Source organism: Pseudomonas sp. 13159349, assembly GCF_013305685.1.
Classification (GTDB): domain Bacteria; phylum Pseudomonadota; class Gammaproteobacteria; order Pseudomonadales; family Pseudomonadaceae; genus Aquipseudomonas; species Aquipseudomonas asiatica.
Genome location: NZ_CP045553.1, coordinates 655767 through 679735, shown reverse-complemented (window position 1 = coordinate 679735; position 23969 = coordinate 655767). Strand labels below are relative to the sequence as shown.

At 64.0% G+C, this 23969-nt stretch carries 26 protein-coding genes and 1 riboswitch; of the genes, 14 read left to right on the top strand and 12 right to left on the bottom strand.

Annotation, left to right across the window (positions count from 1 at the left end; all coding sequences use genetic code 11):
* Positions 1-72: 72 nt before the first annotated feature.
* The 10 genes from ppa (at position 73) to GEV38_RS03085 (ending at position 10406) form a co-directional block, all read left to right on the top strand.
* Entirely contained in the window at positions 73-600 is a 528-nt protein-coding gene (gene ppa, locus GEV38_RS03130; protein WP_003255365.1) for an inorganic diphosphatase, read from the top strand.
* 375 nt (positions 601-975) lie between these two features.
* Positions 976-1677: a helix-turn-helix transcriptional regulator gene (locus GEV38_RS03125; protein ID WP_015268796.1), complete on the top strand. Its 702-nt coding sequence runs from the start codon at positions 976-978 to the stop codon at positions 1675-1677.
* A gap of 431 nt (positions 1678-2108) precedes the next feature.
* Entirely contained in the window at positions 2109-3260 is a 1152-nt protein-coding gene (locus GEV38_RS03120) for an efflux RND transporter periplasmic adaptor subunit (protein ID WP_054573490.1), read from the top strand.
* Positions 3257-3943 (top strand): ABC transporter ATP-binding protein, encoded by a 687-nt coding sequence (locus GEV38_RS03115; protein WP_054573491.1) that lies wholly within the window; start codon positions 3257-3259, stop codon positions 3941-3943. The genes GEV38_RS03120 and GEV38_RS03115 overlap by 4 nt, the downstream gene beginning before the upstream one ends.
* The gene (locus GEV38_RS03110) at positions 3943-5154 is read left to right on the top strand and encodes an ABC transporter permease (protein WP_054573497.1); all 1212 of its coding nucleotides are present in this window, start codon (positions 3943-3945) and stop codon (positions 5152-5154) included. The genes GEV38_RS03115 and GEV38_RS03110 overlap by 1 nt, the downstream gene beginning before the upstream one ends.
* Positions 5154-6350 carry an ABC transporter permease gene (locus GEV38_RS03105; protein WP_054573492.1) on the top strand — a complete coding sequence of 399 codons (1197 nt, stop codon included), beginning with the start codon at positions 5154-5156 and terminating at the stop codon, positions 6348-6350. The genes GEV38_RS03110 and GEV38_RS03105 overlap by 1 nt, the downstream gene beginning before the upstream one ends.
* A 366-nt stretch (positions 6351-6716) precedes the next feature.
* Complete coding sequence (locus tag GEV38_RS03100; protein WP_054573493.1) at positions 6717-8462, top strand: copper resistance system multicopper oxidase; 1746 nt, start codon at positions 6717-6719, stop codon at positions 8460-8462.
* A 14-nt stretch (positions 8463-8476) separates the two neighbouring features.
* A complete protein-coding gene (locus GEV38_RS03095; RefSeq protein ID WP_223998038.1) occupies positions 8477-8782 on the top strand; it encodes a hypothetical protein in 306 nt (101 codons plus the stop codon).
* Complete coding sequence (locus GEV38_RS03090) at positions 8772-9719, top strand: copper resistance protein B (protein ID WP_054573495.1); 948 nt, start codon at positions 8772-8774, stop codon at positions 9717-9719. Before GEV38_RS03095 ends, GEV38_RS03090 begins: the two co-directional genes overlap by 11 nt.
* A gap of 9 nt (positions 9720-9728) precedes the next feature.
* Complete coding sequence (locus GEV38_RS03085) at positions 9729-10406, top strand: cytochrome c (RefSeq protein ID WP_054573496.1); 678 nt, start codon at positions 9729-9731, stop codon at positions 10404-10406.
* 394 nt (positions 10407-10800) lie between these two features.
* Here GEV38_RS03085 and GEV38_RS03080 read toward each other — a convergent pair whose 3' ends face one another.
* From GEV38_RS03080 to GEV38_RS03070, 3 genes are all read right to left on the bottom strand, one after another.
* A complete protein-coding gene (locus tag GEV38_RS03080) occupies positions 10801-11064 on the bottom strand; it encodes a DUF3077 domain-containing protein (protein ID WP_015268787.1) in 264 nt (87 codons plus the stop codon).
* A 157-nt stretch (positions 11065-11221) separates the two neighbouring features.
* On the bottom strand, positions 11222-11464 hold the full coding sequence (locus GEV38_RS03075; protein ID WP_015268786.1) for a hypothetical protein: 243 nt from the start codon (positions 11462-11464) through the stop codon (positions 11222-11224).
* 363 nt (positions 11465-11827) lie between these two features.
* A complete protein-coding gene (locus tag GEV38_RS03070) occupies positions 11828-13033 on the bottom strand; it encodes an RtcB family protein (protein WP_054572939.1) in 1206 nt (401 codons plus the stop codon).
* Positions 13034-13124: 91 nt separating this feature from the next.
* Positions 13125-13266, top strand: a riboswitch (FMN riboswitch).
* Positions 13267-13346: 80 nt separating this feature from the next.
* Between GEV38_RS03070 and ribB the strand changes: the two genes are divergently transcribed.
* From ribB to dxs, 4 genes are all read left to right on the top strand, one after another.
* On the top strand, positions 13347-13997 hold the full coding sequence (ribB, locus tag GEV38_RS03065; protein ID WP_054572940.1) for a 3,4-dihydroxy-2-butanone-4-phosphate synthase: 651 nt from the start codon (positions 13347-13349) through the stop codon (positions 13995-13997).
* A gap of 207 nt (positions 13998-14204) precedes the next feature.
* Positions 14205-14447, top strand: coding sequence for an exodeoxyribonuclease VII small subunit (locus GEV38_RS03060; protein WP_003255380.1), 243 nt, complete (start codon positions 14205-14207; stop codon positions 14445-14447).
* Positions 14444-15331 (top strand): (2E,6E)-farnesyl diphosphate synthase, encoded by an 888-nt coding sequence (ispA, locus tag GEV38_RS03055; protein WP_015268783.1) that lies wholly within the window; start codon positions 14444-14446, stop codon positions 15329-15331. The genes GEV38_RS03060 and ispA overlap by 4 nt, the downstream gene beginning before the upstream one ends.
* A 177-nt stretch (positions 15332-15508) precedes the next feature.
* Complete coding sequence (dxs, locus tag GEV38_RS03050; RefSeq protein ID WP_024086183.1) at positions 15509-17404, top strand: 1-deoxy-D-xylulose-5-phosphate synthase; 1896 nt, start codon at positions 15509-15511, stop codon at positions 17402-17404.
* Positions 17405-17536: 132 nt separating this feature from the next.
* Here dxs and GEV38_RS03045 read toward each other — a convergent pair whose 3' ends face one another.
* The 9 genes from GEV38_RS03045 to ribBA all read right to left on the bottom strand — a co-directional run bounded on the left by GEV38_RS03045 (position 17537) and on the right by ribBA (position 23951).
* Positions 17537-18349: a cobalamin-binding protein gene (locus GEV38_RS03045; RefSeq protein WP_054572941.1), complete on the bottom strand. Its 813-nt coding sequence runs from the start codon at positions 18347-18349 to the stop codon at positions 17537-17539.
* Positions 18349-18768 (bottom strand): hypothetical protein, encoded by a 420-nt coding sequence (locus GEV38_RS03040; RefSeq protein ID WP_015268780.1) that lies wholly within the window; start codon positions 18766-18768, stop codon positions 18349-18351. The genes GEV38_RS03045 and GEV38_RS03040 overlap by 1 nt, the downstream gene beginning before the upstream one ends.
* Positions 18765-19382 (bottom strand): GTP cyclohydrolase II, encoded by a 618-nt coding sequence (gene ribA, locus GEV38_RS03035; protein WP_015268779.1) that lies wholly within the window; start codon positions 19380-19382, stop codon positions 18765-18767. Before ribA ends, GEV38_RS03040 begins: the two co-directional genes overlap by 4 nt.
* 164 nt (positions 19383-19546) lie before the next feature.
* The gene (locus GEV38_RS03030; RefSeq protein WP_015268778.1) at positions 19547-20290 is read right to left on the bottom strand and encodes an ABC transporter substrate-binding protein; all 744 of its coding nucleotides are present in this window, start codon (positions 20288-20290) and stop codon (positions 19547-19549) included.
* A 16-nt stretch (positions 20291-20306) separates the two neighbouring features.
* On the bottom strand, positions 20307-20810 hold the full coding sequence (locus GEV38_RS03025) for a phosphatidylglycerophosphatase A (RefSeq protein WP_004376077.1): 504 nt from the start codon (positions 20808-20810) through the stop codon (positions 20307-20309).
* Positions 20807-21775 carry a thiamine-phosphate kinase gene (gene thiL, locus GEV38_RS03020; protein ID WP_015268776.1) on the bottom strand — a complete coding sequence of 323 codons (969 nt, stop codon included), beginning with the start codon at positions 21773-21775 and terminating at the stop codon, positions 20807-20809. Before thiL ends, GEV38_RS03025 begins: the two co-directional genes overlap by 4 nt.
* Before the next feature lie 18 nt (positions 21776-21793).
* On the bottom strand, positions 21794-22294 hold the full coding sequence (gene nusB / locus GEV38_RS03015; protein ID WP_013970674.1) for a transcription antitermination factor NusB: 501 nt from the start codon (positions 22292-22294) through the stop codon (positions 21794-21796).
* Positions 22291-22767, bottom strand: a complete 477-nt coding sequence (gene ribE, locus GEV38_RS03010; RefSeq protein WP_003255395.1) for a 6,7-dimethyl-8-ribityllumazine synthase — start codon at positions 22765-22767, stop codon at positions 22291-22293. The genes nusB and ribE overlap by 4 nt, the downstream gene beginning before the upstream one ends.
* Positions 22768-22859: 92 nt before the next feature.
* On the bottom strand, positions 22860-23951 hold the full coding sequence (gene ribBA, locus GEV38_RS03005; protein ID WP_003259341.1) for a bifunctional 3,4-dihydroxy-2-butanone-4-phosphate synthase/GTP cyclohydrolase II: 1092 nt from the start codon (positions 23949-23951) through the stop codon (positions 22860-22862).
* Between the last annotated feature and the right edge of the window lie 18 nt (positions 23952-23969).

The following is a 23969-nucleotide window of genomic DNA, read 5'->3' as shown; positions in this document are numbered from 1 at the left end:
GCGTGGCATGCCCATGCAGAATGTGCCTATAATCGCCGCCACTTTTTTGGTCAAACACGGGGGCACTGCCCAATGAGCTACAGCAAGATTCCGGCGGGCAAAGACCTGCCGAACGACATCTACGTCGCCATCGAGATCCCGGCCAACCACGCGCCGATCAAATACGAGATCGACAAGGACAGCGATACCCTGTTCGTCGACCGTTTCATGGCTACCCCGATGTTCTACCCAGCCAACTACGGCTTCATCCCGAACACCCTGGCCGATGACGGTGATCCGCTGGACGTGCTGGTCGTTACCCCTTACCCGGTAGCCCCAGGTTCGGTTATCCGCGCCCGTCCGGTCGGCGTGCTGAACATGACCGACGACGGCGGCGGCGACGCCAAGGTCATCGCTGTTCCTCACGACAAGCTGTCGCAGCTGTACGTCGACGTGAAGGAATACACCGACCTGCCAGCCCTGCTGATCCAGCAGATCGAGCACTTCTTTGCCAACTACAAAGATCTCGAGAAGGGCAAGTGGGTCAAGATCGAAGGCTGGGAAGGCGCTGACGCCGCCCGCGCCGCGATCACCAAATCGGTTGCTGCCTACAAGGGCTGATGCCGGTTGCATGAAGAACCCCGCCTCGGCGGGGTTTTTTATGGCCATTCGTCAACACCTGCGTTCGCGGCCCTCTTGTTGAATGACCTGCCTTCGCGGTCGGTTGTAGGAGCGGCCTTGTGTCGCGATCGGGCGCGAAGCGGCCGTAAAATCAGCAAATGCGGTCTCTCAGGTACATCGTGCGGGATGGTTTGGGGCCGCGTCGCGCCCCGTCGCGACACAAGGCCGCTCCTACAGCTACCGCGCCAACGCCTGATGCGGTAATAAATCCTACGCAGTCCTACTCCAACGCCCTACAAACAGGCGCTTTTCACACAAGCTCCATCAACATCCGGTTCATATCCTTGCTGGCACCCCGCCGCTACACTCGCCGCCATGAACACATCCGGTGACAGACTCAAAGCCCTCCTCCACGAATGTGGCCTGACCCCTTCTGATTTCGCCGCCCAGCGCAGCGTCACGCCCCAGCACGTCAACAACTGGCTCAAGCGCGGCGTGCCCCTGGCCCGGCTGGACGAAATGGCGGACCTGTTCTGCGTGCATCGTCGCTGGTTGCGCACGGGCGAAGGCCCCAAACACCACAACCCGATCCTGCGCACCTGCCCACCGGGGCCGGCGCCCGCCAACCCGCCCACGCCGCTATCGGCGCAAGGCGGCCGTACATTGAAGGTGCCCTTTTACGAGCTGCACAACGGCCTGCTGTCGCCCGTGGCCGGCAAACACCTGTGCCTGCCCGCAAAAGCCCTGAAAGGGTTGGGAGTGCATGCCGACGACGCCATCTGCCTGGCCATGCCCGCCAGCAACATGACCCCGCTGATTCCGCTGCAAGCTACCCTGGCCATCGACCTGGGCATGACCCAGGTGGTCGAGGGCGAAACCTATGCCCTGCTGCACAACGGCGTGCTCAGGGTTAACAACCTCAGCCTCGGCCAGCACGGCACGCTGTACCTGCACAGCCATGATCGGCGCAACTATGCGGTCGAACGCTACACCGCCGCCCAGCGCCAGACACAAGGGCTGAAGATACTGGGCTGGGTGTTCCACTGGTCGCATTTCCGCCAGCAACGGCCCGACTGAAACAACCTGTGCCATTTTTTGCTGGGCATCCTGCGCGCGCCCTTGTATGCTACGCCGCACATTCAGCCCCGACCGGCGCAAGCCGCGGTCCAGAGGGCTCGGCGATATCCCACACGGGCATCTGCCATCTCTTTCGGCCCCTTGATGGCCACACAGTTAAGGCGATTGCGGCTTACCATAAATTAGTCGGAAGCGTCCCCGAGAAGCCGGCCACAAGCCGGCTTTTTAATGCCCGCCATTCTCATCCTCTGAACTTTCTGCAGCCTTCCCATGGCCGGGGAATCGCCGTTGCGTGAGCGAAAAAAATCTCATTCGCCATTTTTATGACGCTATACTAACGCTCATCCGAAAATAGTCGGATAAATGACGTTTCGCGTGGAGCTTTCACCCTCCTGATCTAGGCTCAAGCCATATGGGAGGAGGTGTAGTCCATGCGCAAATTATTGATTGGCTCGTCGATCCTGGCTTGTCTCGTGGTGTTGGGCGGCTGGTTGAGCCGCCCGCAGCCGTTGCCGGTCAGGCTGCTGGAAGTTGAGCGGGGGCCGGTTGAGACGGTGGTGGCCAACACGCGCGCGGGTACGCTGAAGTCCTGTCGACGCTCGCACCTGTCCTTCAATGTCGGCGGCCAGGTTGCCGAGTTGCTGGTCAGCGAGGGCCAGCGGGTCCAGCCGGGTCAGGTGCTCATGCGCCTGCGGCAGGACGAGCAACAGGCCAGGCTGCAGGAAGCCGAGGCGCGGCTGGAGGCCCAGCGCAACACCCGCGAACAGCGCTGCCAGCAAGCTCTCCTGGACCGACGCGACCTTGATCGCCTGGGCCAGTTGGCCGACCGCAAGTTGATTGCCGCCGATCGCCTCGATCAGGCGGCAACCAAGGCCAACCTGGCGAAGCTGATGTGCAGTGCCAGTGCCGTGTTGATACGCGAGGCCGACGCCAGCCTGCAGTTGCAGCGCTCACTGCTGGAACAGACGACTCTGCGCGCGCCATTCGCCGGCATCGTCGCAGAAATCAACGGCGAACTCGGCGAGTTCGTCACCCCTTCGCCGCCAGGTATTCCCACGCCGCCAGCAGTCGACCTGATCGACGACAGCTGCCTGTATGTAGAGGCACCGATCGATGAGGTGGACGCTGCCCGGGTTCACCCAGGAACCGCCGTACGGATCAGCCTGGATGCCTTCCGTGGTCAGCATTTCACCGGCCGCGTCAGCCGCATCGCGCCCTATGTGCGCGAACTGGAGAAGCAGGCGCGCACCGTCGATGTCGAGGTGCGCTTCGACCAGCCGCCGGCAGACCTGGCCCTGCTCACCGGTTATAGCGCCGATGTCGAGATCCTCCTGGAGCAGCACACGGGTGCCTTGCGCATCCCCACCGAGACCCTGCTGGAGGGGCAGCGCGTGCTGCGATATGACCCGAGCGCCCGGGTGTTGCGCGAGGTGCAGGTGCAAACCGGGCTGAGCAACTGGCGCTGGACCGAGGTGCTTGCAGGGCTGGACGAGGACGCACGCATAGTCGCCAGCCACGAGCAGGAAGGGCTCAAGGATACCGTGGCGGTGATCCCTGTGGATACCGCGGAGACCGAGAAATGATCCGCCTGCGCGGCGGTAGCCGCAGCTTCCAGTTGGGCGAGCAGCAGGTGATGGGGCTGGATGGCCTGGACCTGGACATCGCCGCCGGTGACTACATGGCGGTGATGGGCCCGTCAGGCTCGGGCAAGTCGACCCTGCTGAACATCCTCGGCCTGCTCGACGCGCCGAGCGCCGGCGAATACTGGCTGCAGGGCGAGGCCACGGCGTCGCTGAGCGAGGCGCGCCGCGCCCAGTTGCGCAGCCGACTGATAGGTTTCGTGTTCCAGTCCTACCACCTGATCGCACGGCTGACGGTGCTGGAAAACATCGAGCTGCCGATGGTCCTCGCCGGCATTGGTGCGGCACAACGGCGCAAGCGCAGCAGCCAATTGGTGGCACGCCTGGGGCTGGGCGAGCGCATTGCCCACCGCCCGGCCGAGCTGTCCGGTGGCCAGCGCCAGCGCGTCGCGATCGCCCGGGCGATGGTCATGCAACCGGCGCTGCTGTTGGCCGACGAACCCACCGGCAATCTCGATAGCCAGGCCGGCGCAGAGGTCTTCAGCCTGCTGGAGGAGCTCAACGGCGAGGGCCTGACCCTGATAGTGGTGACCCACGATGCCAGCCTGGGCGCCCGTGCACAGCGCCAGCTGCACATGCGTGACGGGCGGATCCACAGTATTGCGCCGCAGTGGGCGCTGGCCTGATGCGCGCTGCCGATGCCCTGGGCTTCTGGCTAGGTGCCTTGCGTGGGCATCGCTCACGCAGCCTAATGCTACTGCTGGCCATCGCTATCGGGGTGGTCGCGGTCAATCTGCTCACCGGTCTTGGCGCGGGGGCGCGGGCCTTCGTCCTGAACGAGTTCTCGCTGCTCGGGCGCGACATACTCATCGTTTTCCCGGGGCGCAAGGAAACCACCGGGCGAATGCCGCCGCTCACCGGGCTGACGCCACACGAGTTGACCTTGCAGGATGTCCAGGCCATCACCCGGTTGCCGGGCATCCGCCGGGTCGCGCCGCAGCAGGCCGGGCAGATGGAGGTAATAGTCGGCAACCGCAATCGTGAGGTGCTGACGCTGGGCACCACCCGGGACTTCTTCGCCATTCGCCAACTGACGGTCGTACAAGGCCAGCCCCTACCGACGCTGGACCCTGAGCAGGCTGAAGCCGTCTGCGTGATCGGCGGCAAACTCCGGCGCGAACTGTTCGGGGCTCGCCCGGCCCTGGGTGAATGGTTGCGCGCCGGCGACCGGCGCTTCCGGGTGGTCGGCATTCTCGGTGAGCGGGGCGAATCGTTGGGGATGGATTTCGCCGAGATGTTGATCATCCCGGTGGCCAGTGCACAGGCCTTGTTCAATAGCGAGGGGTTGTCGCGGGTGTTTGTCGAGGTGCATGGTCCGAGCTTTCTCGACCCTAGCAAGCAGCTGATACTCGCCGCGCTCAAGGAGCGTCACGAGGGTGAGGAGGACGTTACCCTGGTCAGCCAGGACAGCCTGCTCAGCGCCTTCGACCAGATACTCGCGGTGCTGACCCTGGCGGTGGCTGGCATTGCCGCGATCAGCCTGCTGGTGGCAGGCATCCTGATCATGAACGTGACCTGGATTGCAGTGAGCCAGCGCAGCGCCGAGATCGGCCTGCTCAAAGCCATAGGCGTGACGGCGGCGCAGCTGCGCCTGCTGTTCCTCGGCGAGGCAGCGCTGTTGGCCCTGACAGGGGCACTGGCAGGGCTGCTGCTGGCCGAAACCTTGCTCTGGCTGGGGCGCCTGGCGTTCGATCTGCCGCTCTATGCCCCCTGGTGGGCGCGGGCTGGAGCAGTGCTGCTGGCACTTGGCACGGCGCTGCTGTTCGCCTGGCTGCCGGCCGCTCGGGCCTCGGCGCTGGAGCCGGTGGCGGCGCTACGCCCGCCGGGGGCGCACTGATGCGCTGGCAAGATGGTTTCCGGCTGACCAGCTCGGCGCTGACCTGCCGCCCGCTGCGCAGCCTGCTGACCCTGCTCGGGGTAGCGATCGGCATAGCCGCCGTGGCGCTGCTCACGGCCATAGGCGAAGGCGTGCGCGGCTATGTGCTGGAGAACTTCTCGCAGTTTGGTACGCGGATCATCACCGTGCGCCCGGGCAAGACCCAAACCAGCGGCCTCGGCGGCCTGCTCGGCAGCGTGCGGCCACTGACCATCAGTGACACCGACGCCCTGCGGCGCTTGCCGCATGTCGAGGCGGCGGTGCCGATCATTCAGGGCAGCGGGAATATCCAGTTCGGTCAACTGAGCCGACGCAGCGACATTCTCGGTGGTGGCCATCAGATGGCGCAGGCCTGGCGCATGCAACTGAGCCTGGGCGAGTTCCTGCCCCCGGCCCGTGACGGCCGTTCGCCGCCTTATGTGGTGCTCGGCCATCAGCTGCGTACCGAACTGTTCGGGGCGCGCAACCCGCTGGGTGATCTGATACGCGTCGGCGGCGTGCGTTTCCGGGTGATCGGCGTGATGGCGGAGAAAGGCCAGTTGCTCGGTTTCAACCTCGACGATATCGCCTACATCCCGGTGGACTGGGCGGAAAGCCTGTTCAACCGTACCGGGGTGGTCAAAGCCCATGTGGTGTTTGGCGCAGGTACCACTTCACGGGCGTTGAGCCGGCAGATTCGCGAGGTGCTCGGCGAACGACACGGTGCGGAGGACTTCAGCCTGACCACCCAGGACGACATGCTGCGCAGCTTCAACCGCGTTCTCGGCACCCTGAGCCTGGCCATTGGTGCGTTGGGGGGCATTTCGCTGTTGGTCGGCGCCGTCGGCATTCTCACCATCATGACGACCACTGTGGGCGAGCGCACGGCAGAAATCGGCCTGTTGCGGGCGATTGGCGCCAGTCCGCGGCAGGTACTTGGGTTGTTTCTGGCCGAAGCGACGCTGCTGTCCCTGGCCGGTGGCGTGCTTGGCCTGATGTTGATGGGCCTGCTGCTGGGGCTACTGCACCTGGCCATGCCGAGCCTGCCCTTGGCGCTGCAACCGCTGTTTCTGCTGCTGGCGCTGCTGCTGGCGGCGGTGCTCGGCATTCTCGCCGGACTGGCTCCGGCCGTGCGGGCGGCCCGCCTGCATCCGGTGGCGGCGCTGCATATCGAGTAGTGGCCAGGCCAAAGAGCCCCTTGATGGGGCTGCTTTGCAGCCCTTCGCGGGCACGCCCGCTCCCACAGAGTACATAACCCAAAGATGTCGCAGGGCCCTGTGGGAGCGGGTTTACCCGCGAACACCGGCAAAGCCGGTGCCATAAACCGCGTCGCATTCTTCGCGGGTGAACCCGCTCCCACAGGGTGCGCGGCGTGCTTACTGAATTTGACCCACCGCAAGCTGACAGAAAAGTAATCTGAAGCTCAGCCAACTGACAGCGCAGGTCCGCTAGCGTGAAGGAAGATTGTGGGGCTTCTCGACCCACGGCTGGGGCGTTCAACCGCCTGAACACCAGCAACTTTTCGACTGACTGGACGCAACGGCATGCAAAGCAAAACCACCAGACGCTCCTTCGTCAAAGGCCTTGCCGCTACCGGACTGCTTGGCGGGCTGGGCATGTGGCGCACGCCGGTCTGGGCCGTGACCAGCCCCGGCCAACCGAATGTGCTGAGCGGCACCGACTTCGACCTCTACATCGGTGAGCTGCCGGTCAACATTACCGGCGCTGCGCGTACAGCGATGGCAATCAACGGCTCCATCCCCGGGCCCATCCTGCGCTGGCGCGAAGGCGATACCGTCACGCTGCGTGTGCGCAACCGCTTGCAGCAGGACACCTCCATCCACTGGCACGGCATCATCCTGCCGGCGAACATGGACGGCGTGCCGGGCCTGAGCTTCCATGGCATCGCCCCCGACGGCATGTATGAGTACAAGTTCAAGGTCCAGCAGAACGGCACCTACTGGTACCACAGCCACTCCGGTTTCCAGGAGCAGGTCGGGGTGTATGGCGCCCTGGTCATCGACGCGAAAGACCCTGAGCCGTTCACCTATGACCGGGACTACGTGGTCATGCTCAGCGACTGGACGGATGAAGACCCTGCAGGGGTGCTGTCCAAGCTCAAGAAGCAGTCCGACTACTACAACTACCACAAGCGCACGGTGGGCGATTTCGTCAACGATGTGAGCGAAATGGGCTGGTCCGCCGCGGTAGCCGACCGCAAGATGTGGGCCGAGATGAAAATGAGCCCCACCGATCTCGCTGACGTGAGCGGCTACACCTACACCTACCTGATGAACGGCCAGGCCCCCGACGGTAACTGGACGGGCGTGTTCAAGCCGGGCGAGAAAATCCGCCTGCGCTTCATCAATGGCTCGGCCATGACGTATTTCGATGTGCGAATTCCCGGCCTGAAGATGACGGTTGTCGCGGCGGACGGGCAGCATGTCAAACCCGTTGCGGTCGACGAGTTCCGCATCGCCGTTGCCGAAACCTACGATGTCATCGTCGAGCCCGAAAGCGAGCAGGCTTACACCATCTTCGCTCAATCCATGGACCGTACCGGGTATTCCAGGGGCACCCTGGCTGTTCGCGAAGGCTTACAAGCCCCTGTTCCCGCTGTCGATCCACGGCCGACCATTTCCATGAGCGATATGGGCATGGACCATGGCGACATGGCTGGCATGGACCATGGCAGCATGGCCGGCATGGACCATGGCAGCATGGCCGGCATGGACCATGGCGAAATGGCTGGCACCAGCGCGCCCATGCAGAGCCACCCAGAGTCCGAGACCAACAACCCCCTGGTCGACATGCAAACGATGACCCCGACGCCAAAACTGGGCGATCCGGGCATCGGCCTGCGTGACAACGGCCGCCGTGTGCTGACCTATGCCGACCTGCGCAGCACCTTCCCGGACCCGGACGGCCGCGCGCCTGGTCGCACAATCGAGTTGCACCTAACCGGCCACATGGAAAAGTTCGCCTGGTCCTTCGACGGCATCAAGTTTTCCGATGCCGAGCCACTGCGCCTCAAGTATGGCGAGCGCCTGCGCATCACCCTGGTCAACGACACCATGATGACTCACCCCATCCACCTGCATGGCATGTGGAGCGACCTGGAGGATGAGAACGGCAACTTCATGGTGCGCAAACACACGATCGACATGCCGCCTGGCTCAAAACGAAGCTATCGCGTCACGGCAGATGCCTTGGGGCGTTGGGCCTATCACTGTCACCTGCTGTTCCACATGGAAATGGGCATGTTCCGCGAAGTCCGCGTGGACGAATGAACTGGAGATCCGAGATGAGCAAACCAATGAAACGAAGCGCGTTTTTTCTCTCTGCTGCGATGGCCGGCCTGTTTGCAGTTTATGCCCCATCATCCTGGTCCGACGGCAACGATCAGCAGTCTGCCGATGCCAAGGAAGCCAGGAGTGCCCAAGGCATGGACCATGGCGCCATGAAAGGGATGGATCACAGCTCGATGAAAGGTATGAACCATGACGCCATGAAGGGTATGGACCATGGTTCGATGCAGGGCATGGACCACGGCAAGATGATGGAATCCCATGGCAGTAACAAAGCCAAGGCAGGGAAAGATGCTCAATAGCCTGGCACGACCATCGCTGTTGGCACTGACCGTTACGCTGGGGGCGCTGGGCGCTGCGCCCAGCTTCGCCGCTGAAGAAATGGACCATTCGATGATGGACCACGGCGAGATGGATCATGGCAGCATGCAGGGCATGGACCATGGCGCGATGAATCATGGAGCTATGAATCATGAGGCTATGGACCATTCGACAATGAACCAAGGCTCGGCGGATACACCGACAACAAGCCGTACCCCGATCCCGGTGCTGACCGATGCCGACCGCCAGGCAGCCTTCCCCCCATTGGGCGGGCATCAGATGCACGACAGTGCTATCAACAGCTTCTTCCTGCTGGATCAGCTCGAGTACCAGGATGCGGATGAAGGCAGCACGCTGGCCTGGGATGCTTCTGGCTGGGTAGGCGGCGATATCAACCGGCTGTGGATCCGCTCCGAAGGTGAACGCACCAACGGTGTCACCGAGGATGCCGAATTGCAGCTGCTGTACGGCCGCTCGATCAGCCCATGGTGGGATGTGGTTGCCGGGGTGCGCCAGGACTTCAAGCCTGAATCCCCCCAGACCTGGGCGGCGTTCGGTATCCAGGGCATGGCGCTTTACGACTTCGAAGCCGAAGCCACCGTGTTCATTGGCGAGAACGGCCAGACTGCCGCGCGCCTGGAGGGCGACTACGACATTCTGCTGACCAACCGCCTGATCCTGCAGCCGACCGCTGAAGCCAATTTCTATGGCAAGAACGACCCTGTGCGCGGTGTGGGTTCCGGCCTGGCCAATACCGAAGTCGGGCTACGCCTGCGCTATGAAATTGTTCGCCAGTTCGCCCCATACATCGGCGTCACCTGGAACCGCTCCTACGGCAAAACCGCTGATTTCGTCCGCGACGAGGGTGGTGATGTGGATGAAGCGCGTTTCGTGGCCGGTATCCGCATGTGGTTTTGAGAACCAGACATGAAAAGAACAATAACAACGCTTGTTGCAGCAGGCGCGGTGGCCAGCGTGGCCGTGCTGGGTGCTGCGTACTCCGGCCTGGTCAACGTCGGGGCCGATGATCCCCATTTCCCCGCCGTGCATGCCTTTCTGGCCATGGCACGGGACCGCTCGATCGCAGTACGGGCCAGGGACATCGAGGTGCCAGACCTGAAAGATGAAACGCTGATTGGTACCGGCGCCGGTAACTACAACGCCATGTGCATCGGTTGTCACCTTGCCCCTGGCGTCGAGAAGACCGAGCTCAGCCAGGCTCTTTATCCATCGCCCCCCAACCTGACCAAAAGCGGGATCGGTGGCGACCCCGCTGCAGCGTTCTGGATCATCAAGCACGGCATCAAGGCCTCCGGCATGCCGGCATGGGGCAAGAGCATGGGCGATGAATACATCTGGGGCATCGTCGCCTTCCTGGATCAGCTCCCCCAGTTGAACGCCCAGCAGTACAAAACGATGGTCGCGGCCAGTGGCGGCCACCAGCATGGTGGTGGCGAAAGTGAAATGCACAACCATGAAGGCCAGCTCCGCGGCAACGTGCCTGGCCACCATGGTGAGCAGGCCTCGGGCGCAAGCCAGCATGATGAGGGGCATTCAAAGGCCCATACTCATCGCGATGGCAAGCAGCACATGCATAAAGACTGAAGGCAGGTTACGCAGCACGCGATCCGCCGGGTCCAGCGGGCCAGCAGGTGTATACCGACAGGTTTGCAGCGCCTATGAGACCGAGCGCCGCCCGCGCGGCGCTTCGCGGGGCAAGCCCGCTCCCACATTTGTTGCAACGTGGCCATGTCTGTGAGGCCATGGTTGTCAGCCTTGGCGCACGACTCAAGATAGGTGGGGCGGCAGCAGCGCCAACGGGGAGATATCGCCAGTCCAACAAAGCGGGCAACCATGGCCTGACAGGTTTGGCACGTTGCAACAAATGTGGGAGCGGGCTTGCCCCGCGAAGCGCCGCGCGGGCGGCGCTCGGTCTCATAGGCGCTGAAATTGCTAAGGCGAACACCTTGCGGCCTTCACACAACCTGAAGGCAAACGCTCACTGCCCCATGCCCAGCTCGGCATCATCCATCAGCGCCTTGGCCATCGCACTCAGGTAGTGCGCAGCCCAGATCATCATCGGCTTCTCATCCATCAGGCCGGTGATGGTCAGTTCGCGGACATAGCCCATCAACTCTGAGGACTGCTCGCGGGCATCGCGGCAGGGGATGCCGGGCTCGATGCGGAACAGTGGATGGGTGCCGTGTTCGCCTTGGTAGAAGGTGGTTTTGCCGACGGTGAACTGGGTGTCTTCTGTGGTCATTGTTGAATCCCCCTGAAATTTCTCGACTGCTTGCTCTGGCCCTTTCGCGGGCACGCCCGCTCCCACAGGTACTGTGCAAGTCTTGAGTACTGTGAAGATCCTGTGGGAGCGGGCGTGCCCGCGAAGAGGCCGGAACAGGCAACACATTGCTTAGGCCCTAGTGCAAAGTCCTGGGCCCAGTGGGCATCTGCACCTGAATCAATGCCGACTCCAGCAAAGCCCGCAGCGTCTCCAGTTCATGCATCGACGTCATCATCAAAACCGACGCCGGCGACTTGGGCGGCAGCAGCATGGCCTGATGCACAACGGTCGCAGCGCACAGCGCATAGTCCGTGGCCTGGATCAGGGTGTCTTCAAGGGAATGAATATCGTGGGGTGGATCGGGGACAATCTTAAGCATGGTGACACTCTCTATAGGTTGGCTAGAGCTGCCACTCATGACTTGCAGTGTGATGGGTGGCAGCCACGTACGGGTCTGCAAGACCGGCAGAGAGCAAAATCCGGCAGGTTCGAAAACCTCCCGTACGCAGCCACCATTAAGCGCGCGCAATGGCATGCCATTGGCATCGGTGATCGGCATTTTGCTCTGGACAGGCTTGCAGGCCCGGTCGCTGATTTGGCAACGACAGGGCCACACTAGGCCGCCAGGAACACCACCGCAATGGCTCAAGGGCGCTAGGAAGCTATTTCAGAAACGCCCTACGCGCAACGGGAAAAATCTGATTATTACCGGCGCGATTGAGGGGATGTCGCGGTAAACCCGTCAGCCCTTCACACACACCACCTGCCGCAAGGTGTGCACCACCTCCACCAATTCCTGCTGCGCGCGCATCACCGCATCGATGTCCTTGTAGGCCATGGGGATCTCGTCGATCACCTCCTTGTCCTTGCGGCATTCCACATGCGCCGTGGCCCGCCGCTGGTCTTCCACGGTGAAGCGGCTCTTGGCCTTGGTCCGGCTCATCACCCGGCCGGCACCATGGCTGCAGGAACAGAAAGACTCCTCGTTGCCCAGCCCTCGCACGATGAAGCTCTTGGCCCCCATCGAGCCGGGAATGATGCCCAACTGCCCTTTCTGCGCCGACACCGCCCCCTTGCGCGTCACCAGCACCTCTCGGCCAAAATGCTGCTCGCGCTGCACATAGTTATGGTGGCAGTTCACCGCTTCCAGGCTGGCCTCGAACGGTTTGCCCAGCGCCTTGCGAGCCGCACCGACCACCGCCAGCATCATCAGTTCGCGGTTCTGCCTGGCGTAGTCCTGCGCCCACTCCACCGCTTCGACGTAGTCGGCGAAATGGCGGCTGCCTTCCTCGAAATACGCCAGGTCCTTGTCCGGCAGGTTGGCCAGGTGCTGGCGCATGTCGGCCTGGGCCAGTTCGATGAACAGGTTGCCGATGGCATTGCCCACGCCCCGGGAGCCGCTGTGCAGCATGAACCAGACGCGGTCGGCCTCGTCCAGGCACACCTCGATGAAGTGGTTGCCGCCGCCCAGCGTCCCCAGGTGATGGCGGTTATTGGTCTTCTCCAGCCGCGGGTACTTGTCGGTGATGGCCTTGAAGCGCCCGGCCAACCGCCCCCAGGCCTTGTCAGCCTGGGCCGGCACATCGGCCCAGGCGCCCTGGTCGCGTTTGCCGAAGGTCTTGCCATGCGGCACGGCGTGCTCGATGGCATTGCGCAGGCCATGCAGGTTATCCGGCAAGTCGCGGGCGTGCAGCGACGTGCGCGCGGCGATCATTCCGCAGCCGATATCCACACCCACCGCGGCGGGGATGATCGCGCCAACCGTGGGGATCACACTGCCGATGGTCGAGCCCTTGCCCAGATGCACGTCCGGCATCACAGCCAGGTGCTTGAAGATGAACGGCATCCTGGCCGTGTTGAGCAGTTGCTTGCGGGCGTCGTCTTCCACCGGTACGCCGTCGGTCCACAACTTGACCGGCTTGCCGCCGGCGACCTGAAGAATGTCCATGGGGCTGTTCCTCGAATGCATAGCCGAATGATACCGCCAAAGGTCGTAGAGCCGTCGGTTGCCAGCGAGGTGGCAATGTGCTGTATGCTTGGCGGGTCTTCAGGGCGGGGTGAAAGTCCCCACCGGCGGTAAATCGAAAGATGAGCCCGCGAGCGCCCCGGCCATGTCGGGGGTCAGCAGATCTGGTGAGACTCCAGAGCCGACGGTCATAGTCCGGATGAAAGAAGGCGTCAGGCAGGGGCCATCCGGGCGCCCCTGCGCGCGCATTTTGTTCGCCCCGAGACGTTCATCGATCATTCACGAGGAGCGTTTCATGTCCACCACGCACCACCCGCAATTCCCCAATGTCAGCGCCGCCATCGCCGCCTTCCGGGCCGGGCGCCCTGTGCTGCTGCTCGACGACGACGACCGCGAGGACGAAGCGGACATCATCGCCGCCGCCGAGAACATCTCGCTGCAGACCATGGCCATGATGATTCGCGATTGCAGCGGCATCGTCTGCCTGTGCCTGGACGAGGCCACCGTCGACGAACTGCAACTGGCACCCATGGTGCAGAACAACCAGGCACGCCACGGCACCGGCTTTACCGTCACCATCGAGGCGGCGGAAGGCATTACCACCGGGGTGTCCGCCCAGGACCGCATCACCACCATTGGCGCGGCATTGCGCTCTACTGCGGAGCAGCGCCATATCGTCAGCCCGGGGCATGTATTCCCGCTGCGCGCCCGCAATGGCGGGGTGCTGACCCGCCGTGGCCACACCGAAGGCTCGGTGGACCTGGCACGCCTGGCCGGGTTGCGCCCGGCGGCAGTGCTGTGCGAACTGATGAACCCCGATGGCACGATGGCCCGTGGCGAGCAGGTGGCGGTGTATGCGCGGCAATACAATCTGCCGGTGCTGACCATCGAGGAACTGGCGCGTTACCGTGAGGCCATGCTGGAGCTGGAAACAGAGCCAGCCTGATGCACCGCACGGGGCCGCTTTGCGGCCCATTCGCGGGTAAACCCGCTCCCACAGGGACCGCGCAGACTCGCAACCGGTGCAGTACCTGTGGGAGCGGGTTTACCCGCGAAGAGGCCAGCAAGTCCAACCTCAGGCTGCCGGAAGTTTGCTCCCCCCGCCCCGCTCTGCTAGTGTCGCGCCGTTCTGAATGCCACCGAGACAGTCGCCATGGCCCGCAAAAAAGCCTCCCTCGATTTCGAGCAATCCCTCGCAGACCTGCAAGCACTGGTCGAGCGCCTGGAGAACGGCGAGTTGTCGCTGGAAGAGTCGCTGGCCGCCTTCGAGCAAGGCATCGCCCTGACCCGCGATTGCCAGGGCGCCCTGGCCCAGGCCGAACAGAAGGTGCAAATCCTGCTGGAACGCGATGGCGAACTGGCTGCCCAGCCCTTCGACGCGGAGCCGGAAGCATGATCGGCACCTACCAGGCCAGCTGCCAGGCGCGGGTCGACGCCGCCCTCGAACCGTTGTTCGTCGCCCCGACCAAGGAACTCGAACGCCTTTACGCCGCCATGCGCTACAGCGTGATGAACGGTGGCAAACGCGTTCGTCCGCTGCTGGCCTACGCGGCCTGCGAAGCCTTGGGTGCCCCGGCCGAACACGCCAACGGCGCAGCCTGTGCGGTGGAACTGATCCACGCGTACTCGCTGGTGCATGACGACCTGCCGGCCATGGATGACGACGACCTGCGCCGCGGCCAGCCGACCACCCACAAAGCCTTCGATGAAGCCTGCGCGATCCTCGCCGGCGACGGTTTGCAGAGCCTGGCCTTCAGCGCCCTGCTCGACCCGCGCCTGAGCCCGCAAGACGACAGCATTCGCCTGGCTATGGTCCAGGCCCTGGCCAAGGCTGCCGGCCCGGCAGGCATGGTCGGTGGCCAGGCCATCGACCTGGGCTCGGTGGGCCTGAAGCTGGACCAGCAGGCGCTGGAGTTCATGCACCGGCACAAGACCGGTGCGCTGATCGAAGCCAGCGTGCGCCTCGGCGCCCTGGCCAGCGCCCGCGCCGAGCAGGCGCAACTGGATGCCCTGCAGACATATGCACAGGCGATAGGCCTGGCCTTCCAGGTGCAGGACGACATTCTCGACGTGGAAAGCGATACCGCCACCCTGGGCAAACGCCAAGGGGCCGATATCGCCCGTGACAAACCGACCTACCCGGCGCTGCTGGGCCTGGAAGCGGCCAAGGCCTATGCGATCGAACTGCGCGACCAGGCGCTGGTCGCACTGCAAGGGTTCGGCGAAAAGGCCGAACCGCTGCGGGCGTTGGCGCGTTACATCGTCGAACGCCGCAATTAAGCAACGACACCAATCCCTGTGGGAGCGGGTTTACCCGCGAATGCGATGTTGAGTTTACCGCCGCATTCGCGGGTGAACCCGCTCCCACAGGGGCCGCGTAACCCGTGGTTGAATGGGCAGTATTTCCTACAATGGGGTAAACTGCCGCGTCTTAACACACCTATAACGACTCGCCTGATGCCCACGACGTTTCAAGAGATCCCCCGCGAACGCCCGGTCACGCCGTTGCTCGACCGCGCTGACACGCCTGCCGGCCTGCGCCGGCTGGCCGAAGCCGACCTGGAGACCCTGGCCGACGAACTGCGCCAGGAACTGCTCTACACCGTGGGTCAGACCGGTGGGCATTTTGGTGCCGGCCTGGGTGTCATCGAGCTGACCATCGCCCTGCACTACGTCTTCGACACCCCCGACGACCGGCTGGTGTGGGACGTGGGTCACCAGGCCTACCCGCACAAGATCCTCACCGGGCGCCGTAACCGCATGCTCAGCCTGCGCCAGAAGGACGGCATCGCCGCCTTCCCGCGCCGCAGCGAGAGCGAGTACGACACCTTCGGCGTCGGCCACTCCAGCACCTCGATCAGCGCTGCACTGGGCATGGCCATTGCCGCCCGCCTGCAGAACAGCGACCGCAAGTCGATCGCGGTGATCGGTGACGGCGCGCTGACCGCCGGCATGGCCTTCGAGGCGTTGAACCACGCCCAGGAAGTCAACGCCGACATGCTGGTGATCCTCAACGACAACGACATGTCGATTTCGCGCAATGTCGGTGGTCTGTCCAACTACCTGGCCAAGATCCTCTCCAGCCGCACCTATGCGAGCATGCGCGAAGGCAGCAAGAAAGTGCTGTCGCGCCTGCCGGGCGCCTGGGAAATCGCCCGCCGCACCGAAGAGTACGCCAAAGGCATGCTGGTGCCGGGCACGCTGTTCGAAGAACTGGGCTGGAACTACATCGGCCCGATCGACGGCCACGACCTGCCGACCATGATCGCCACCCTGCGGAATATGCGTGACCTCAAGGGCCCGCAGTTCCTGCACGTGGTGACCAAGAAGGGCAAGGGCTTCGCCCCAGCCGAGATCGACCCGATCGGCTACCACGCCATCACCAAGCTGGAGCCGGCCGACAAACCCGCCGCACCGAAGAAAGCCAGCGGCCCGAAATACTCCGCAGTGTTCGGCCAGTGGCTGTGCGACATGGCTGCCGCCGACAACCGCCTGGTGGGCATTACCCCGGCGATGAAGGAAGGCTCCGACCTGGTCGAGTTCAGCGAGCGCTACCCGGAGCGTTACTTCGACGTGGCGATCGCCGAGCAACATGCCGTGACCCTGGCGGCCGGCATGGCCTGCGAGGGCAGCAAGCCGGTGGTGGCGATCTACTCTACCTTCCTGCAGCGCGCCTACGACCAGCTGATCCACGACGTGGCGGTACAGAATCTTGACGTGCTGTTCGCCATCGACCGCGCCGGCCTGGTCGGCGAAGACGGCCCGACCCACGCGGGCAGCTACGATCTGTCATACCTGCGCTGCATCCCGGGCATGCTGGTGATGACCCCAAGCGATGAAAACGAGCTGCGCAAGATGCTCAGCACCGGCCACCTGTACAACGGCCCGGCGGCTGTGCGTTACCCCCGTGGCACCGGCCCGAACGCGCCGATCAGCGGTGACCTGGAGCCGCTGGAAATCGGCAAGGGCGTGGTCCGTCGCCAGGGCGAGAAAGTCGCCTTGCTGGTGTTCGGCGTGCAACTGGCCGAGGCCATGCAGGTGGCTGAGCAGATCAACGCTACCGTGGTCGACATGCGCTTCGTCAAACCGCTGGACGAGGCACTGGTGCTGGAACTGGCCGCAAGCCATGAGCTGCTGGTGACCATCGAAGAAAACGCCATCATGGGCGGTGCCGGTGCGGCTGTGGGTGAGTTCCTGGCCAGCCAGGCGATCGTGAAACCGCTGCTGCACCTGGGGTTGCCGGACATCTATGTCGAGCATGCCAAGCCGGCGCAGATGCTGGCTGAGTGCGGGCTGGATGCGGCTGGGATCGAGGCTTCGGTGAAGGCTCGGATGGCCAGGCTCGGCCTGTAATCCCCGGGGGCCGCTTTGCGGCCCAATCGCCGGCAAGCCAGCTCCCACCTCGACCGCGCCAGCCTCAAGTCATGCGCTATCCCTGTGGGAGCCTGGCTTGCCAGCGATCGAGGGCGCAGCCCTCGCAGAACCTCACTTGGGCGTTGACGCGTTAGCCTCGAGCAGCGCACACAAGCGCGCCGTAGCTTCGATCATCTGCCCACTAGGCCGCTCCAGGCCTTTGTCTGGCACCACCAGTAAACGATCATCGGCAACCGCACGCAGTTGCGGCCAGGCCTTCCAACTCTCCAGCTGCGCCTGATCACCCGCCAGAATGACCTGTGGGTTGCGCAGCAGCACAGACTCCACATTTACCTGCGGCGCCGCCTGGGTGAGATCGGCGAAGACATTACGCGCGCCGCAAACGGCCAGGGCATCGCTGACCACCTGCCGGCCACCGAGCGTGTACAGCGGTCGGTCCCAGACCTGGTAGAACACCTGCAAGGGCTCGTCCCGTCGATACTGCTGGCGCAGCTGCCGCAGCCGGTCACGCAGGGCCTGGGCATACCGATGGCCCTGTTCGGCACGGCCGATTCGTTCGGCGATGGCTTCGATCTGCTCGATCAGCTGGTCGATGTCATGGGGTTCTGCGCTATACGTTGCGATACCCAGGCGCTTGAGCTGGTCGCGTTGGGCCGGCGGCACGCTGCCCGGCCACAGCAGCAACAGGTCGGGGCGCAGGCTGAGCAGGCGTTCGAGGTCCAGTTGCCCCTGGCGCCCCACCGAGGGCAACTCGCGCAGCGCCGCCGGCCGTTCGCCACCGTCGAGCACACCGACCAGCAGGTCATCGGCCTGCAGTTCGAGCATGATCTCGCTCATCGACGGGGCCAGGCTGACCACTCGCAGGGGTTCGGCGGGCAGTGCGGAGCAGACGAGCAGCGCCAGCAGGCCGGGCAGCAGGCGCATCAGCCGAGCTGGCGTGGAATACGATAGAGGTACAGCACCACTGCGGTGGACAACGCCAGCAGGATCTGCGGCACCGCCTCAAGGCCGACCAGCACCGACAAAGCGGCGACCCAGGCCGGGAAGCAGGCATACAACATAGCCAGGCGCCGCACCCGCGCCAGTTCGATCCAGGCGGCGGGCTCTTCTCCAGTGCCGAGCACCTTGGAAGTGGCGATGAGGGCGCGCTTGTAGGCACTAAAGCGCGGCAGGCTGAGGAACATGGTCGCCGCGCCGGCAATGAACAGTGGCATGGCCAGCACCGAGGCCAGCGCATCACCGCCACCGAAGGCCCAGGCCATCACTGGCAGCGGCACCAGGCCCACCGCCAGGTATTGCCACCAGGCCAGCGCCAAGCGCCGCTTGACCTCGGCGCGGGTCACGCCTGAGGCACCTCGCCCTGGTGCTCGTTACCCAGCATGTGGCCCAGCTTGCCGGCCTTGGTTGCCAGGTAGTAGCGGTTGTGCGGGTTGTGCCCGGTGTGCAGCGGTACGCGCTCGGCGACGACGATGCTCATGTCGGTCAGGGCTTTGACCTTGCGCGGGTTGTTGGTCATCAGGCGCAACGACTTCACGCCCAGGTGCTCCAGCATCGGCAGGCACATGGCGTAGTCGCGCTGGTCGGCGGCGAAGCCCAGGCGCTCGTTGGCCTCGACGGTATCGGCGCCACCGTCCTGCAGCTCGTAGGCGCGAATCTTGTTCAGCAGGCCGATGCCACGGCCTTCCTGGCGCAGGTACAGCAGCACGCCACGGCCTTCACGGGCGATGGCCTGCAGCGCGGCTTCCAGCTGCGAGCCGCAGTCGCAGCGCTGGCTGAACAGGGCATCGCCGGTCAGGCACTCGGAGTGCAGGCGCCCCAGCACCGGCTGGCCGTCCGCGATGTCACCCAGGCTGAGCACCACGTGCTCACGGCCAGTGGCTTCGTCGAGGAAGCCATGCATGGTGAAGGTCGCGAAGGGAGTCGGGAGTTTAGAGGCGGCAACAAAGACGACGGGCACGTTGTGCTCCTGGAATAAGTTTAAATTTCTCGTGGGCCGATTGTATCAGCAGGTTGGGGGATGTGGGCTGGCTGAATACCGTGGGGTAAGATCGAAAAGTTCGATGCTTAGCAAAGGTCTGTACTCAATCCTGTGGGAGCGGGCATGCCCATGAAACGGGGCGCTCAATGTGGTTTGCTATCCGGGCTGAACGGATACGGCTGCTGCCAGTGCTCGAAGATCGGCTTCAGCTCACCACTGCGCACCAGCTCGGTCATGCGCTTGTCGAACAGGTCGCGCAGGGCCTTGGCCTGGTCGCTGCGGGCAAAGGCCAGGTACAGCGGCAGTTCGGCCACATGGGTGCGGCGGAAGCGCTCGGGCTGGGAGGTCTGGCCGAGCACATAGTCGATCTCGGTCAGCGCATCGATGTAGAAGTCCACACGGTCATGCTCGAGCATCGGCAGGATGCCTTCGCGGCGCTGGACTTCGCGGAAGTCATGCACATCGGGCAGATAGCTACCGAAGTCGTAGCCACGCACCCAGGCCAAGCGGTAGCGGCCTATGGTCTGCCGAGTAGGCACTGGCTTGCTGACCAACCCTAGCGCGTAAATGTGGTCCATGTCGAAGTGCCAGCGCGGGTACAGGTTGTCGTCGTTCTCTTCCTTGTACGAGCCTACCCAGGCGTCAGCCTCGCCACGCTTCACCAGCCCGACCGCACGGCTGTAGGGCGCGCTCTGGGTCACTACCTTGACCCCGGCCGGCTCGAACACCTTGCGCAGCACGTCCCAGGCTACCCCGGTACCGTCGGCGTTGGTGTAGTCGAGCCACTCTTCGCTGACCAGGTGGATCTGTTTCGGCACACCCTCGGCAGCCGCCGCCCACGGGGCAAGGCTCAGCAGCATTGCCAGCAGCACGGTCCTCATGGCCATTCACACGCTCCCTGTATCAGGCAACCGCCCAAACCAGAACCTGCATCCCCAGCCAGGCAAACACGCCAGCCAGGATATCGTCGAGCATGATGCCAACGCCCCCATGCACATGACGGTCGACCCAGCGGATCGGCCACGGCTTGAGAATGTCGAAGAAGCGGAACATCAGGAACCCCGCCAGCAGCCACTGCCAGCCTTCCGGCACCAGCCAGAGGGTTATCCACATGCCGACGATCTCGTCCCAGACAATGCCTTCATGGTCGTGCACGCGCAAGTCATTGGCGACCTTACCGCATAGCCAGAAGCCGAACAGCATGCTCACGCCCAGCAACAGCCAGTAGCCCCAGTCGGGCAGCATCTGCCACAGCGGGATGAACGGTATGGCCACCAGCGAGCCCCAGGTGCCCGGCGCCTTTGGCAAGGTGCCAGAACCGAAACCGAAGGCGATGAAGTGCCACGGGTTGCGCCAGACCGAAGGCGGAACAAACTCCGCAGGCACCTGGTTGGGGTGATCGGTCACGGTGTCTCCCTAAAATGTTGATAGCCGCGTTGCCGCGGGGTGATGTCCTGGCCCTGCCGGTCGCGCAGGCTCACACCCTGCCCTTCGAGCACCCGCCCGATGACGTGGAATGCCGCCAGGCCTTGTGCCTGCAGGGATGAAAGCTCGGCTGGCGGCAAGGTGAACGCCAGCACGTAGTCATCGCCACCGGTCAGCGCCGCGTGTACGGCCGCCTCGGCGCCGAGCAAGCCCTGCAGGGCGGATGACACCGGCACCTGCTCCAGGTTCACTTCGAGCGCCACGCGGGAGCCCTTGGCGATATGCCCGCAGTCGGCCAGCAGGCCGTCGGAAATATCCAGTGCCGAAGTTGCACGCCCGCGCAGCAACTGGCCCAGGGCGAACTGCGGCGACGGCGACCAGTAATGGTCGAGCAACGGTTGCGCCAGCGCGGCATCGGCCTGGCGCTGGCCCAGCACCAGCGGCAAAGCCCCTGCCGCGTTACCCAACTCGCCCCCGACGCAAAGCAGGTCGCCCGGGCGAGCGCCATCACGGCGCAACGCCTGCCCCACCGGAACCCGGCCGAACACGGTCATGGTGATACTCAGGGGGCCGCGAGTGGTGTCGCCACCGATAAGGCTTAGCTGGCAGTGGCCGGCCATGCGGTTGAGGCCGCTGGCGTAGGCTTGCAGCCAGTCGGCGCTGACCTCGGGCAAGGTCAGGGCAAGGGTGAAGCCGATGGGGGTGGCGCCCATGGCAGCCAGGTCGCTGGCCGCCACGGCCAGCGAGCGCTGGCCGAGCAACCAAGGGTCGCACAGAGCCGGAAAATGCACCCCGGCAACCAGGGTGTCGGTGGACACCGCCAGTTGCTCGCCGGCAGGAAGGCCCAGCAAGGCGCAGTCGTCACCAATGCCAAGAGCCACGCCTTCACCGCCTTGCGCACAGGGCGCGGCGGCGAAGTAATGGCTGATCAGCTCGAACTCACCCATGGTCCGCAAGCGCCAGGATCAGCGCTTGTTCGCCTTTACTTCTGCTTCGCGCAGGTTCGGGGCCAGCTTGTCCAGCACACCGTTGACGAACTTGTGGCCATCGGTGGCACCGAAGACCTTGGCCAGCTCGACACCTTCGTTGATCACCACGCGGTACGGTACGTCGACGCGTTTGATGAACTCCCAGGTAGACAGACGCAGCACGGCCAGCTCGACCGGGTCGAGCTCTTCCAGTGCCAAGTCCAGGCATGGCTTCAGGGCGCTGTCGATTTCGCTCTTGATCGCCGGGACCCCATGCAGGATCTCGCGGAAATAAGCGCCGTCGACATCGGAGAAATCGTTATCGACCCGGAACTGCGCTTCGATCTCGTTCAGCGAATGCTGCGCCATGTGCCACTGGTACAGTGCCTGGGTCGCGAGCTTGCGGGCTTCGCGGCGCTTGGCACTCTTCGATGGCTTGCCGGCATCCGCAGGTTTTGGATCGCGCGGGTTGAAACGATCGCTTTCGTCGCTAATCACTTGGCCTCCAACTGCGCCAGCAGGCTGACCATTTCCAGAGCGGACAGGGCAGCTTCAGCACCTTTGTTGCCGGCCTTGGTGCCGGAACGCTCGATGGCCTGCTCGATGGAGTCGACGGTCAGTACGCCGAAGGCCACCGGAACACCGAACTCCATGGACACCTGGGCCAGGCCCTTGGTGCATTCGCCCGCCACGTATTCGAAGTGCGGGGTACCACCACGGATCACTGCGCCCAGGGCGATGATCGCGTCGTAGGCGCCTTGCTGGGCGACCTTCTGTGCCACCAGCGGGATTTCGAATGCACCCGGGGCACGGATGATGGTGATGTCGCTTTCGCTGACACCGTGGCGTACCAGGGCATCAACGGCACCGCTTACCAGGCTTTCGACGACGAAGCTGTTGAAGCGGCCAACCACCAAAGCATAGCGACCTTTGGGGGCGATGAAGGTACCTTCGATGGTCTTCAGGGTCATTCCGATATTCTCATCTTCAAGAGCGAGGCCGCATGCTGGCGGCCTCGACAGGGGTATGGACTCGAGCTGGAGGGCGTCACTGCCGCCTCAAGTCACTCGGAGGGCACGTATTCTACAACTTCCAGATCGAATCCGGATATCGCGTTGAACTTCATCGGCGAACTCATCAGGCGCATCTTGCGCACACCGAGGTCGCGCAGGATCTGCGAACCTGCACCCACGGTGCTGTAGGTGGTCGGTGCCTTGACTGGTGCATCGCCAGCGCTTTCGCGGATGTGCGCCAGCAGCACGTCGCCGTCCAGCGGGTGCCCCAGCAGCAATACCACGCCGCTGCCGGCCTCGGCCACGGCAGCCATGGCGGCGCGCAGGCTCCAGCGGCCCGGTTGCTTGACCAGCAGCAGGTCGCGCAGCGGGTCCATGTTGTGTACGCGGACCAGGGTCGGCTCTTCGGCGCAGATCTTGCCCAGGGTCAAGGCCATGTGCACGTCACCTTCCACCGCGTCGCGGTAGGTGACCAGGTTGAACTCACCCAGCTCGCTCTCGACCGGTTGCTCGGAGACGCGCTGCACGGTGCGCTCGTGGATCATGCGGTAGTGGATCAGGTCGGCGATGGTGCCGATCTTCAGGCCGTGCTCGGCGGCAAACACTTCCAGTTCGGCGCGGCGCGACATGGTGCCGTCGTCGTTCATCACTTCGCAGATCACGCCACTTGGCTCGAAACCGGCCATGCGTGCCAGGTCGCATGCGGCCTCGGTGTGGCCGGCACGGGCCAAGGTACCGCCAGGCTGGGCCATCAGCGGGAAGATGTGGCCAGGGCTGACGATATCTTCGGCCTTGGCGTCCTTGGCAGCGGCCGCCTGCACGGTACGTGCGCGGTCAGCGGCGGAGATGCCGGTGGTGACACCTTCGGCGGCTTCGATCGACACGGTGAACTTGGTGCCGAAGCCCGAGCCGTTGCGCGGCGCCATCAGCGGCAGCTTCAGGGTCTCGCAGCGCTCGCGGGTCATCGGCATGCAGATCAGGCCGCGGGCGTGCTTGGCCATGAAGTTGATGTGCTCAGGCAGGCAGCACTCGGCCGCCATGATGATGTCGCCTTCGTTCTCGCGGTCTTCGTCATCCATGAGGATGACCATTTTGCCCTGGCGGATGTCTTCGACCAGTTCTTCGATGCTGTTGAGCGCCACGCGGCACCCCCTTCTCAA